The organism is Colwellia sp. SU-HH01172, from assembly GCF_057553355.1.
Map to the genome: position 1 here is coordinate 162,936 of NZ_BAAJMB010000002.1, position 13,558 is coordinate 176,493.

At 39.9% G+C, this 13,558-nt stretch carries 11 protein-coding genes; 3 read left to right on the forward strand and 8 right to left on the reverse strand.

What is annotated here, in order from left to right; all coding sequences use genetic code 11:
• The first annotated feature begins 66 nt into the window (after positions 1-66).
• Positions 67-2,448: a phosphoenolpyruvate synthase gene (ppsA, locus tag AC27JP_RS07765; RefSeq protein ID WP_487113743.1), complete on the forward strand. Its 2,382-nt coding sequence runs from the start codon at positions 67-69 to the stop codon at positions 2,446-2,448.
• 153 nt (positions 2,449-2,601) lie between these two features.
• Positions 2,602-5,679, forward strand: a complete 3,078-nt coding sequence (gene ydiJ / locus AC27JP_RS07770) for a D-2-hydroxyglutarate dehydrogenase YdiJ (protein WP_487113745.1) — start codon at positions 2,602-2,604, stop codon at positions 5,677-5,679.
• A 110-nt stretch (positions 5,680-5,789) separates the two neighbouring features.
• Here the strand turns inward: ydiJ and AC27JP_RS07775 are convergent, their stop codons facing one another.
• Positions 5,790-6,833 (reverse strand): Leu/Phe/Val dehydrogenase, encoded by a 1,044-nt coding sequence (locus AC27JP_RS07775; protein ID WP_487113747.1) that lies wholly within the window; start codon positions 6,831-6,833, stop codon positions 5,790-5,792.
• 201 nt (positions 6,834-7,034) lie between these two features.
• Between AC27JP_RS07775 and AC27JP_RS07780 the strand changes: the two genes are divergently transcribed.
• Complete coding sequence (locus AC27JP_RS07780) at positions 7,035-7,439, forward strand: DUF4826 family protein (protein ID WP_487113749.1); 405 nt, start codon at positions 7,035-7,037, stop codon at positions 7,437-7,439.
• 30 nt (positions 7,440-7,469) lie between these two features.
• Here AC27JP_RS07780 and AC27JP_RS07785 read toward each other — a convergent pair whose 3' ends face one another.
• The 7 genes from AC27JP_RS07785 to AC27JP_RS07815 all read right to left on the reverse strand — a co-directional run bounded on the left by AC27JP_RS07785 (position 7,470) and on the right by AC27JP_RS07815 (position 13,557).
• Positions 7,470-7,931, reverse strand: coding sequence for a GNAT family N-acetyltransferase (locus AC27JP_RS07785; protein ID WP_487113751.1), 462 nt, complete (start codon positions 7,929-7,931; stop codon positions 7,470-7,472).
• A 6-nt stretch (positions 7,932-7,937) separates the two neighbouring features.
• Entirely contained in the window at positions 7,938-9,092 is a 1,155-nt protein-coding gene (locus tag AC27JP_RS07790) for a cupin domain-containing protein (protein WP_487113753.1), read from the reverse strand.
• A 98-nt stretch (positions 9,093-9,190) separates the two neighbouring features.
• On the reverse strand, positions 9,191-10,561 hold the full coding sequence (gene purB / locus AC27JP_RS07795; RefSeq protein WP_487113754.1) for an adenylosuccinate lyase: 1,371 nt from the start codon (positions 10,559-10,561) through the stop codon (positions 9,191-9,193).
• 21 nt (positions 10,562-10,582) lie between these two features.
• Entirely contained in the window at positions 10,583-11,206 is a 624-nt protein-coding gene (hflD, locus tag AC27JP_RS07800) for a high frequency lysogenization protein HflD (RefSeq protein ID WP_487113756.1), read from the reverse strand.
• 11 nt (positions 11,207-11,217) lie between these two features.
• Entirely contained in the window at positions 11,218-12,363 is a 1,146-nt protein-coding gene (gene mnmA, locus AC27JP_RS07805) for a tRNA 2-thiouridine(34) synthase MnmA (RefSeq protein ID WP_487113758.1), read from the reverse strand.
• Between the two features lie 64 nt (positions 12,364-12,427).
• A complete protein-coding gene (locus tag AC27JP_RS07810) occupies positions 12,428-12,901 on the reverse strand; it encodes an NUDIX hydrolase (RefSeq protein ID WP_487113760.1) in 474 nt (157 codons plus the stop codon).
• 44 nt (positions 12,902-12,945) lie between these two features.
• Positions 12,946-13,557, reverse strand: coding sequence for a pseudouridine synthase (locus AC27JP_RS07815; protein WP_487114365.1), 612 nt, complete (start codon positions 13,555-13,557; stop codon positions 12,946-12,948).
• Position 13,558 lies beyond the last annotated feature (1 nt).

Here is a 13,558-nt window from a genome sequence, read left to right on the forward strand (position 1 = left end):
GATTTTGAGACTTAATAAGAAAAGATAGCTTTCTTAAATTCTTTTATTACGAATGGAGATGGTGACGTGCAAGAAAACGTACTTTGGTATGAAGATTTAGGCATGAATGATGTTGATCGCGTCGGCGGTAAAAACGCATCATTGGGCGAAATGATTTCAAATCTTTCAAATATGGGTGTACAGGTGCCGGGGGGATTTGCTACAACCTCGTTTGCCTTTAATGAATTTCTTGAACAAAGTGGTCTTAACGACAAAATCTATCTTCTTTTAGATGATTTAGATGTTAGTGATATTAATGCTTTGACTGAATGTGGTAATAAAATTCGTCAATGGGTTATTGATACGCCATTCCTACCTCAAATGCAGCAAGACATCGAACAAGCATACGCACAACTTGCTGGTGGTTTTGCTGACGATGCTTCCTTTGCTGTTCGCTCATCAGCTACGGCCGAAGATATGCCAGACGCTTCTTTTGCTGGTCAACAAGAAACTTTTCTTAATGTTCGTGGCTTAGACGCGGTGATGATTGCGATTAAGCATGTTTTTGCTTCTCTTTTCAACGATCGCGCAATTTCTTACCGTGTTCACCAAGGCTATGATCATCGTGGGGTGGCGTTATCTGCAGGTATCCAGCGTATGGTGCGCAGTGATATTTCATCTAGCGGTGTTATGTTCTCAATTGATACAGAGTCTGGCTTTGAAGACGTGGTTTTTGTAACTTCTAGCTATGGTTTAGGTGAAATGGTGGTACAAGGCGCTGTTAATCCTGATGAATTTTATGTTCATAAACCAACATTAGCTAAAGGCAAGCCAGCGGTTGTGCGCCGAAATATTGGTAGTAAAGCCATTAAAATGATTTACGCTGATACCCAAGAGCATGGTAAGCAGGTAGAAGTAGTTGATATTGAGCAAGCGCAGTCTGATACTTTTTCATTGACCGATAATGAAGTAGAAGAATTAGCTAAACAAGCGGTAGTAATTGAAAAGCATTACGGCCGTGCGATGGATATCGAATGGGCTAAGGATGGCTTAGACGGTAAACTGTATATTGTACAAGCACGTCCAGAAACAGTGAAAAGTCGCGAAAATGCAAATGTAATGGAACAATTTCAATTACAAGCAAGTGCAGCTATTGTTTGTGAAGGACGTTCAATTGGTCACAAAATAGGTAGTGGTGAAGCAAAAGTTCTATCTTCATTAGAAGAAATGGATAAAATTTTACCTGGTGATGTATTAGTGACCGATATGACAGATCCTGATTGGGAACCTATCATGAAACGTGCTTCTGCTATTGTAACTAATCGTGGCGGTCGTACCTGTCATGCGGCTATTATTGCTCGTGAAATGGGTATTCCTGCAGTAGTTGGTTGTGGCGACGCCACCAGTAAAATTGCCAACGGTGACGAAATTACCGTGTCATGTGCTGAAGGTGACACCGGCTTTATTTATCAGGGCAAGTTAGACTTTACTGTGACGACTTCTGAAGTGGACTCAATGCCTGATTTACCACTGAAAGTTATGATGAATGTTGGTAATCCAGACCGCGCCTTCGCCTTTGCTCGTTTACCACACGCCGGCATTGGTTTAGCGCGACTTGAATTTATCATCAATAAAATGATCGGCGTACACCCTAAGGCGTTATTGAACTTTGATGAGCAGTCTGCTGATTTACAAGATGAAATTCGCGATATTACCGCCGGTTATGACAACCCAGTAGAATTTTATATTGCTAAGCTAACGGAAGGCATTTCGACATTAGCAGCAGCTTATGCACCAGAAAAAGTTATTGTGCGTATGTCTGACTTTAAATCTAACGAATATGCTAATTTGGTTGGCGGCGAAGCGTTTGAACCGGAAGAAGAAAACCCGATGATTGGCTATCGCGGTGCCTCACGTTATATTTCTAAAGATTTTAGAGATTGTTTTGCACTTGAATGTGAAGCAATAAAACGCGTGCGTAATGATATGGGGATGACCCATGTTGAAATTATGATCCCATTTGTTCGTACATTAGAAGAAGCGTCAGCGGTAATTGATATTCTGGGTGAACATGGCTTAAAGCGCGGTGAAAATGGTTTACGCATTATTATGATGTGTGAATTGCCATCTAATGCTTTATTAGCGGACCAATTCTTAGATTATTTCGATGGTTTTTCTATAGGCTCAAATGATTTAACGCAACTAACCTTAGGCTTAGATCGTGATTCTGGCTTAGTAGCGCACTTATTTGATGAGCGAGATCCTGCGATCAAATTACTACTAGAAATGGCTATTAAGGCCTGTAAAGCACGTGGTAAGTATGTAGGGATTTGTGGGCAAGGTCCTTCTGATCACGCTGATTTTGCTGCTTGGTTAGTCGAGCAGGGTATAGAAAGCTTGTCGCTTAACCCTGATACTGTATTACCAACTTGGTTGTATTTAGCTGAGCAACATAACAAAAAGAATTAACTTGTTAATTCTTTTTGTTGAAAGTAAGCCTAGGTGCTTTTTGTCATGCTTGTGATAAAAAAGTTCTTAGGCTTTTTTTGTTAACAGGGCCAAATATTACTTTGCCATGATATAATGTTGCCATCATATTATTGTTAATAGAAAATTTACTTCATGTTACCTAAGCTAGCCCCACAAGAGCTTGTTTCTCCTTTATATCAAGAATATGCCAAAGAATTAGCAAGCAAACGCTTTACCGGCGATATTAATTTTCAGTACAGTGCTCGATTAGCCCATGCCACAGATAATAGCGTTTACCAGCAATTGCCTCAGTTGGTGCTGCACCCGCGTAGCAAGCAAGATATTCAACAGATCACAGCACTCGGTGCAGAGCAACGCTTTAATGAAATAAAGTTTAGTGCTCGTGGTGGCGGAACCGGTACCAATGGTCAAAGTTTAACGCCGGGCATTGTGGTTGATTTGTCAAAATATATGAACCGTATATTAGAGATCAATGTCGCCGAAAACTGGGTGCGTGTAGAGGCGGGCGTTGTTAAAGATCAGCTCAATGATTATTTAAGGCCTCATGGCTTTTTCTTTTCTCCAGATTTATCAACCAGTAACCGTGCAACTATAGGTGGCATGATCAACACAGATGCCTCAGGACAAGGCTCTTTGGTGTACGGTAAAACTTCAGATCATGTTTTAGGATTGGAGAGTGTGCTAGCCAATGGCGAGTTGTTAGCAACATCACCAATATCAATGGTAGCAGCCCAAGAGTTGGCAGAAGAAGAAACCACGATTGGTAAATTAATGCAGCAAGTACTGAGTTCATGTCGCGATAATCGTGATCTTATTCTTGCAAAGTTTCCTCGTTTAAATCGATTTCTAACCGGTTATGATTTAGAAAATGTCTTTAACCAAGAGCTCACTCAGGTTGATCTCAGTCGTATCATTACTGGCTCAGAAGGCTCATTAGCCTTTGTTTGTGAAGCCAAACTAAACTTAACACCAATCGCCAATGCCAAAACCTTAATTAATATTAAGTATGATAGTTTTGACTCGGCGCTACGTCATTCTCCGTCGCTAGTTAAAGCCAAAGCAACCTCAGTGGAAACCATCGACAGTAAAGTACTGAACTTAGCTAAACAAGATATTGTTTGGCAGTTAGTTAGCGATATGCTGCAAGACGTTGAAGGTGCTGTGATGGATGGCATCAATATGGTCGAGTATAACGGCGAAAGTATAGAAGCGGTTGCTGAGCAGGTAAACGACCTTTGTGCTGTGCTTGATGAAGATATTGCTAATGGCACGGGTGTTATTGGTTATCAAGTTACCTCTGATTTAGGCAGCATTGCTAAACTTTATACCATGCGCAAAAAGGCGGTTGGCCTATTGGGTAATACTGAAGGCAGCCAAAAGCCTTTAGCTTTTGCAGAAGACACCGCCGTACCGCCAGAAAATTTAGCAGACTTTATTGCTGAGTTTAGAGAATTACTTGATGGCTATGGTTTACATTATGGCATGTTTGGTCATGTTGATGCTGGCGTTTTACATGTTCGTCCTGCATTGGATATGTGTGATCCCGAACAAGAAATTTTACTTCGAGAAATTTCTGACAAGGTTGTGGCATTAACGGCTAAATATGGTGGTTTAATGTGGGGAGAGCACGGTAAAGGCTATCGTAGTGAATACGGACCTGAATTTTTTGGTGAAGCACTATTTACAGAATTAAGAAAAATAAAAGCAGCATTCGATCCATTGAATAAAATGAATCCAGGGAAAATTTGTACGCCATATCAATCGGAAGAAAAATTAGTCTCAGTTGATGATAGAAAACGTGGCTTTTATGATCGACAAATCCCGGTAACGGTAAAAGACTCTTTTAACTCCGCACTCGATTGTAACGGCAACGGTTTATGCTTTAATTATGACGTTAATAGTCCTATGTGTCCTTCAAGCAAGGTTACGCGTGACCGTAGGCATTCGCCAAAAGGCAGAGCTGGCTTGATGCGAGAGTGGTTAAGGCTTGTTGAAGCAAAAGGTGTTGATATTTTAGCATTAGAGCAAAATATACAGCATTGGTCGGTAAAACAATTATTAGATAAAGTCAAAAATCGCTTTAGTCGCCAAACTTCTAGCCAAGAAAGTGATGATTTTTCTCATGAAGTGATGGCCGCTATGCAAGGCTGTTTAGCCTGTAAAGCGTGCGCTAGCCAATGCCCAATTAAAGTCGATGTGCCTGATTTTAGAGCCCGATTTATTAATCTTTACCACTCAAGATATTTTAGACCAGCAAAAGATCACCTAGTGGCTAATGTTGAAGTGATGACACCAATCATGGCCAAAGCGCCAAAACTGGTTAATAGTGTTTTAGGTTCAAATATTTATAATAAAATATCGCAAGCGACAATCGGCTATGTTGATACACCTTTGTTGTCTGTACCTACCTTAACAGAGCGTACTAATCAGCATCAATTTGAAAGCTTTGATTTAGAGCAGCTTGGCGAAATGAATTCGGATGAACGTGCTAAGAAAGTGCTCGTTGTGCAAGACCCTTTTACCTCGTTTTATGATGCAAAAGTGGTGGAAGACTTTATGTTATTGGTGAGAAAGCTTGGTTATCAACCAATATTGTTGCCATTTAAACCCAATGGTAAGCCGCAACATGTAAAAGGCTTTTTGGCAAAATTTGCTAAGACTGCAAAATCAACAGCAGACTTTCTTAATAAAGTACATCAGTTAAACCTACCTATGATTGGCTTAGATGCCTCTTTAGCTTTATGTTATCGAGATGAGTATCATCAGACTTTGGGGAAAGCGAGAGGAGAGTTTAATGTTGTTCTGGCACATGAATGGCTAATTACTATTCTCGATCACCAAAATAAAGTGCTGAAAGATGAAACCTCTAAAAGCGCTAAGCCAATAGCGTATAAACTTTTTGCACACTGCACAGAGAAAACTGCATTGGCGGGTAGTGAAGGTCAGTGGCGAGATATCTTCCAACACTTTGGTTTGTCATTAGCTAATGTTTCTGTCGGCTGTTGTGGTATGGCAGGTACTTATGGACATGAGAAAGTAAATTTAGATAATTCTAAGGCGCTTTATCAGATGAGTTGGCAAAATAAAGTGGCAGACCTTGCAACAGAACAGCTATTGGTTACCGGCTACTCATGTCGAAGTCAAATAAAACGTTTAGATAACAAGATAACACAGCACCCAGTGCAAGCATTATTACATGCGCTCGATTAGCTCCAGTATGCTCGCTTGGCTAATTCGTCAATAATAAAAAAGCACCTTAATAGGTGCTTTTTTAATCTTGTAGTTTTAGTACGTATCAGCGTGTGATATTACCGCGTAATTTATTTGTGGCCGTTAGCAATAATTTCTCGCGCCATTTCATCTGCAATAATACCTGTCGGCATATTTTTTGATGCCGCGGTTTCAAATACATTCATCAAGGTGTGATAAATGTTTTCAACTAACGCGGTTGCACTATCTGCACAGTAAGGTTCAGGATAAATTTCTAACGCTACGTTAATGATGCCACCGGCATTTATCACGTAATCTGGCGCGTATAAAATACCTTTTTCTAGCAATAGTTGATCATGACGAGCTTCTGCTAATTGGTTATTTGCACAACCGGCAATGATCACGGCTTTCATTTGCTCAATGCTGTTGTCATCAATCGATGCGCCAAGCGCACATGGCGAGAAGACATCAACGTCTTGGCTGTATATTTCGTCTAATCCAACAACCGTTGCGTTTAATTCAGTAGCGGCTTTGTCCAATGCTATATGGTTAATATCAGTGACAATTAACTCTGCGCCAGCTTGGTGTAATTTTTCACAAAGTGAATAACCAACACTGCCAAGGCCTTGTACTGCTACTTTAATTCCATTTAAGTCGTCTTTACCTAACTTAAACTTAACCGCTGCTTTAATACCTAAAAACGTACCTAAGGCAGTGAATGGACCTGGGTTGCCACTTTTGCCTTCAAGGCCAGAAACAAACTCAGTACTTTGATTAACAATTGCCATATCACCTGTGGTGATATTAACATCTTCTGCCGTATAGTAGCGGCCATTTAAGTTATTAACGGCTGTGCCAAAGGCTTTGAATAAATCTTCTGACTTTAATTTTTTAGGGTCGCCAATAATAACGCCTTTGCCACCACCTAACTTCAAACCTGCCATGGCATTTTTATAGGTCATGCCTTTTGACAAACGTAAAACGTCTTTTAATGCCGCTTCATCAGTCGCATAATCCCAAAAACGACAACCACCTGCCGCGGGTCCTAAAGCAGTACTGTGCACTGCGATGATGGCTTTTAGCCCTGAGGCTTCATCGCTACAATAAACGACTTGTTCGTGGTTATCAAAATCTACTAAATCAAAAACGGCCACTATCGTAATCTCCAATGATTATAGAATTTGTTCAATTATTTTATTGAACAAAGGTTGTAATAATTTGCTGCGCACAATACCATTTAGGTAAGTGCTTCGCTAGTGAAGCAATAAATAAAACTGAAATTTACTGTGAATTAATTCATACAACTTTCCAAAGTTAACATCTCATTAAAATAATTAACAAAAAAGATAATAATCATGACTCAACAGCAAGCAATGACCCCAGAGCAGCAACAGGCGTGGATCCGAGAACAGTACCTAAAAGCAACCAAGTATCTTGCAGACAAGGGTTTAGTGACCGAAAGTGTTGCTGATAAAGAAAGTCGCTATTTAGTGCCGGTATTGTCAGTATGGAAAATCAACCTGTTAGATAAATCTACCGTTTGGGTTATTTCTGGTGATTTACCAACTGATCATGTTGCACTTGATGGTAGTGAATCAGCACGAGAAGTTATTCGACATTTCTCGTTAAAATGGCAGCTACAAGCTGAGAATTTATTGCAACAAGAGGATAAAGAACAACAAGAATTTGCTCAGTTGTTAATAGGACGTGCAGACGGACTTTATAAAATCTATGAAAAAGACGAGTTGTGGCAAGGGTAATAGAACAATAAAAAGCCATTAATTTTTGATTTAATGGCTTAAATAATATTTAGCTAGGCTGGCGTTATCAAGTGGGCAGGTCATTTTTTGCCTTGGCATGCCAGCTTCCATAAACACAGCGCCTGCGGTATTGAAATTAAATTTTCGAAAATAATCAATAGACTCTAATGGACTGTAAATAAAAATCTCTTTTAGATTCATCTCTTTAGCAATATCAAATAATGCTTGTAAGATGACTTTATCAACTTGATCTTTACGGCAAGATTTTAACACCGCAATGCGGCTAACTTCACCTGTGGTCAGAATTCGACCGGTACCAATGGGCTCTTTGGTGATATCGTTACAGGCTAATACATGGAAGGCAAATCTGTCTTTTTGATCAAACTCGATGTTTTTCGGAATGCGCCATTCACAGACAAAAACTTGTTCTCTTACGTTTTTAAGTAGGGGAGCAGCTTGCTCCCATCGTACTCTACTGACTGTGTATGACATTGCACTCTATTCTATATACCAATAACCCTTATTTAAAACACTAGTTAACAATTGGCTGTTTTTCAAACATGTGTTGAAACTTTTTACTTGGCTTGTGGTCAAAGGCGTTTGCTGGGCTAACAATTGGCCTAAAGGCAAGGTTTGCTTATCTATAGGAAAACTATCGCCATTTAGAAATAGTGTTGTCTGCTGCTCATCAATTATTGCGGCTTTTATGCCTGATACTGGCATAAATAATATCTCTGGCTCAGATAAAATGTCGGTAAGTTTTTCGTCATCTATATCAGTTACTGGCATCAGTAGCTCTAATGCGTGATGACTTTGTGTCAAATACTGGCCAATAAATTGTTCAAACAATTCGTTATTTTCAAGCTGTGTTAGCATAAAAGCTTTTAGATGTTGTTGATCTTCCTTACTTATCAAGGCGCTGTGCTGAGTAACTTGACGTGCGGCATCACCAAAACGTTGCTCGCCAAGATTGTTATCGATTAGTTTGTCAGCAAAACTAGACCAAAGCTCTTGACTTGATGGTGCTTGAAAGCCGACAGAAAAGTTAACAGAGTTTTCAATCGATATGCCATTATGTGGATGATTAGGGGGAATATAGAGTAAATCGCCCGCTTCAGTCACTTCGTCAATTAGGGGCTCAAAAGCTGATACTTGCTTAAGATCTGGGTGCGGTAAAAGAGTTTTTAATGTGCTATCAGGAGCACCGACTTGCCAGCGCCTTTTACCACTGCCCTGGATAATAAATACGTCGTATTGATCTAAATGGGCACCAACGCCACCATTAGGTGTAGAAAAGCTTACCATCACATCGTCAATACGCCAGCGAGGAATAAAAGAAAATGGTGTTAATAAGGCATTAGTTGGGCGTGACCAGTTGTTTACTGCTTGCACTAATAAAGTCCAATTTTCTTCACCGTATTGGCTAAAATCATCAAATGGGCCATGATCGACTTGCCAATTATCATTACCATCATTGCTGACAATACGAGATTCAATTTCAGTTTCCATGGCTAAGCCCGCTAATTCATCAGCTGGAATGGTATCTTGAAAGTTTTTGAACGCTTGCTTGAGCAATAATGGTTTTTTTTGCCAATATTCTTTAAGAAATAGTTCTGGGCTTAGCTCACCCCAATTTAATGATTCAATGTTCATATGCTTTGCCATGTGTTAACTGTAACTGTGTATATATAAATATAAAATAAAAAAGGGAGCCATTACGGATCCCTTTTTATCAAACAAGTGTGGAATGATTAGTCTAGGTCATTAATAAATGAAACCGCGCGACCAATATATGAAGCCGGTGTCATTTCACAAAGTTGTGCTTTTGCCGCTTCTGGTAATTCCAACGTCATAATGAATTCACGCATTGAATCGCCATCGACACGTTTACCACGAGTCAGTTCTTTTAATTTTTCGTATGGTTTTTCAATACCGTAACGACGCATAACCGTTTGAATCGGCTCAGCCAACACTTCCCAGTTTGAATTAAGCTCAGCAAGTAAGTTTTCTTCGTTTACTTGTAACTTGCTAATACCTTTACGTGTTGCTTGATAAGCAATAAGCGTGTGTGCAAAACCAACACCTAAGTTACGTAAAACGGTAGAGTCAGTAAGGTCTCGCTGCCAGCGAGAAATAGGTAACTTTTGCGCTAAGTGTGTAAATAGTGCATTTGCAATACCTAAGTTACCTTCAGAGTTTTCAAAATCAATCGGGTTAACTTTATGCGGCATAGTTGAAGAGCCAATTTCGCCAGCAATGGTTTTTTGCTTGAAATGACCAAGAGCAATGTAGCCCCAAACATCACGATCAAAATCGATTAAAATGGTGTTGAAACGTGCGATCGCGTCAAAAAGCTCAGCAATGTAATCATGCGGTTCAATTTGCGTAGTAAAGGCATTCCAGCTTAAACCTAATGAATTAACAAATTCATTAGCAAAATTGTGCCAGTTAACTTCTGGGTATGCTGATAAGTGAGCGTTGTAGTTACCGACAGCGCCGTTAATTTTACCTAACATTTCAACTTGTGCAATTTGCTGACGTTGACGTTTCAAACGTACGTATACGTTAGCCATTTCTTTACCCAATGTACTTGGCGAAGCAGGCTGGCCGTGAGTACGACACATCATAGGGATACTTTGATATTCAACGGCTATCGCTTTAATGTCAGCAAGAATATCGTCAATCATAGGTAATAAAACTTCATCACGACAATCCGCAAGCATTAAGCCGTGCGAAAGGTTATTAATATCTTCAGAAGTACAGGCAAAGTGAATAAATTCAGTAATGGCATTTAATTCAGCATTGTCAGCAATTTTTTCTTTAAGAAAGTACTCAACCGCTTTTACGTCGTGGTTTGTTGTTGCTTCAATATCTTTAATTTGTTGCGCATCAACTTCAGAAAAGTCAGCAACTATGGCATCTAATAAGGCATTTGCTTGTGCTGAGAATGCTGGAACTTCATTGATTTCTGCAGTAGCGGCTAATTTTTGTAACCAACGAACCTCAACGGTTACACGATATTTAATTAAGCCAAACTCACTGAAAATAGGGCGTAATGCTTTAACTTTACTGCCATAACGACCGTCAACCGGTGATATTGCACTTAATGCTGAAAGTTCCATAGTATATTCCTGAAGTTATTATTAAATTTGATTAAGTAATTGTTGGGCGCAAGCAACCATTTTGCCGCGACCAAATAAAATATTTCTGCGTTTACCGCCTACTTGACGCCACAACACACTCGAGCGAATACCTGCAAGTAGCAAGGCTCTTATTTTGTGTTGGTTACTCGTTTGTTTTAGGCGCTCTGGTTCACCGGCAACTTGTATTGGTGTGCCTATCGGGCTAAGTAAGTCGCTATAAATGCTTGCTAAACTGGCAATAAGGGTATCGCTAGTGATCTCGTAATGAGCCAGCTGTCGCTGACATTGTTCGATACGTTCACCTAATAGTGAGAGTTGGCCACGCTTATTTGCTAAGCGTCGCTCTAAGCCCAATAAACTGACTACATAACGTGTTAATTCAGGGTCTTTTTGTTTTGTTTGGTTGCCTAGCTGCTCGATGAGTGCATGTAAACCAGTTTTTAGGTTTGCGCTATCATTGCCATAAACTTCTAAGGTGTTCTCTGGTGATGTTACCACTATGCTATCTAGCATGGTTTTTAAATCATCATCAATATTTTCACCGCTGCGAGCGATTTTTTGTACTAATGCGGCAACTTGGCAGACTGCTGCCATGGTAATGGTTTGTTCTTCTATACTATTCATGAATATTATGACTACCGAATAAGGGAATTGATAATACCGCCACCTAAGCAAATATCATCTTGATAAAACACCACAGATTGACCTGGCGTTACAGAGCTTTGTGGCTCAGTAAACATCACCAAATATTCGCCATTTGCCATCGGCGACAAATTACAGGCAACATCTTCTTGCCGATAACGAGTTTTAACCGTACAGGTAATTGGTGTTGTTAATTCTACGCGATCAACTAAATGTAATTGATTGGCGATTAAACCTTTGGAAAATAGGCGAGGGTGGTTATGGCCTTGACCAACAATTAATACGTTACGAATTAGATCTTTTTCAACCACGTACCAAGGCTCTTCACCTGCATTGGCTAAGCCGCCAATGCGCAAACCTTTGCGTTGTCCTAACGTGTGGTACATCAAACCATCGTGTTCGCCAATGGCTTCACCTTCAGGTGTTTCGATAACGCCCGGTTGCGCTGGTAAATATTTACCGAGAAAGTCTTTAAATTTGCGTTCGCCAATAAAACAAATACCTGTGCTGTCTTTTTTATTGTGGGTAATAAGATCAGCTTTCTCTGCTATTGCTCGAACTTCTGGCTTTTCAATGTGACCAACAGGAAATAGCGTTCTGCCCACTTGTTCGTGACTTAAGGTATAAAGAAAGTAACTTTGATCTTTATTGCTATCTAAACCCCGGATCATTTGCCATTTATCGTCAGTAAAACGACGTTGTACATAATGACCGGTGGCAATGTAATCAGCGCCTAAGTCTTCACAGGCAAATTCTAAGAAAGCTTTAAACTTAATTTCTTTGTTACACATAATGTCGGGATTAGGTGTTCTGCCGGCTTTGTATTCGGCAAGAAAATATTCAAAAACGTTATCCCAATATTCAGTAGCAAAGTTAATGGTATGTAATTTTATGCCTAACTTTTCACAAACATTTTGTGCATCGGCTAAATCTTCTGCTGCCGCACAATATTCATCATTATCATCTTCTTCCCAGTTTTTCATGAACAAGCCTTCAACCTGATAGCCTTGCTCTTGTAATAAATACGCAGAAACGGATGAGTCAACACCGCCCGACATGCCAACAATAACTTTCGTCTCTTGTGGCAATTTTTCGTTCGGTGCTGTTGCGTTAATATCTAAATGTTTGTTCGAGGTCATTACAACTACATTACAATGGAAAATGGCGCGAAATTATAGCACGGTCAATTATCACGATGATAGATTAAAGATTAGATTTTAAGTGACTTAATGGAATTTTTTTGCCACTAAGGTAATCTTCAATGCATTCCAGTACTAGAGGGCTGCGTAATTGCGCTGATTTGTCTTTAATTTCCGCTAAGGTTAACCAATGACAAGCAATGATTTCTTCATCTTCTGGCGTGGTTGGTAATTGAACGTCTAACTCAATGACAAAACAAAACCTTAGGTAATACAAATTTAGTGACGCGCGGTAATAATAGTAGATGCCTGACAAGTATTGTGGCGCCAGCACAAGCCCGGTTTCTTCTTTTAGCTCTCGTTCAATTGCGCTAACTAAGCTCTCGTTACTTTCTAAATGGCCGGCCGGTTGATTATAAACGGTATTGCCGTGCTCTAATTCTTCAACGATTAAAAACTTGTTCTGATAGGTAACAACAGCTGCTACGGTAGTATTTGGTTTAAATTGCTCGCTGCCATGTGACGTATTTTCAAGCATATCTGCCGCTATGATCGGTTGTTGAGTGAGAAGACAACACTGATTTAGACATGGTTTAACCTTTTATATTCGCCGTTGTTAATACCGTCAATGGTCCATTTACCGATGGAAAAACGAATGAGTCTTAATGTTGGAAAGCCGATATGTGCGGTCATACGTCTGACTTGTCTATTTCTGCCTTCACGAATGGTAATTTCTAACCAAGTAGTAGGAATAGCTGCTCGTTCGCGAATAGGTGGGGTGCGAGGCCAAACCTTGGGCTCTGCAATTATGCGTACCTTTGCGGGCTTAGTCATACCATCTTTTAATTCAACACCTTGGCAAAGTGCATTAATATCAACTTCGGACGGTATGCCTTCAACCTGCGCCCAATAGGTTTTATCTGTTTTTTGACTCGGGTTTGCTAATTTGTGCTGCAATTTACCATCATTAGTCAGCAATAAGAGTCCTTCACTGTCTCGATCAAGACGGCCTGCGGCATAAACATCTTTTACCTTGATGAAATCTTTTAAGGTTTTCCGATTTTGGTCATCAGTAAATTGGCTCAAAACATCGAAAGGTTTATTGAAAAGTACAATTTCTGGTTGAAAGTCAACTGGTCGTACCTTTTGTGGTTTTCGTCTTTTTTTACGCGCAAATGATTGATTTTGCTTAATT

Coding starts and splice junctions, on each gene's coding strand:
- ydiJ (WP_487113745.1), top strand. CDS start 2,602: ATGTTACCTAAGCTAGCCCCACAAGAGCTTGTTTCTCCTTTATATCAA.
- AC27JP_RS07780 (WP_487113749.1), top strand. CDS start 7,035: ATGACTCAACAGCAAGCAATGACCCCAGAGCAGCAACAGGCGTGGATC.
- AC27JP_RS07785 (WP_487113751.1), bottom strand. CDS start 7,931: ATGTCATACACAGTCAGTAGAGTACGATGGGAGCAAGCTGCTCCCCTA.
- AC27JP_RS07790 (WP_487113753.1), bottom strand. CDS start 9,092: ATGAACATTGAATCATTAAATTGGGGTGAGCTAAGCCCAGAACTATTT.
- purB (WP_487113754.1), bottom strand. CDS start 10,561: ATGGAACTTTCAGCATTAAGTGCAATATCACCGGTTGACGGTCGTTAT.
- hflD (WP_487113756.1), bottom strand. CDS start 11,206: ATGAATAGTATAGAAGAACAAACCATTACCATGGCAGCAGTCTGCCAA.
- mnmA (WP_487113758.1), bottom strand. CDS start 12,363: ATGACCTCGAACAAACATTTAGATATTAACGCAACAGCACCGAACGAA.
- AC27JP_RS07810 (WP_487113760.1), bottom strand. CDS start 12,901: ATGCTTGAAAATACGTCACATGGCAGCGAGCAATTTAAACCAAATACT.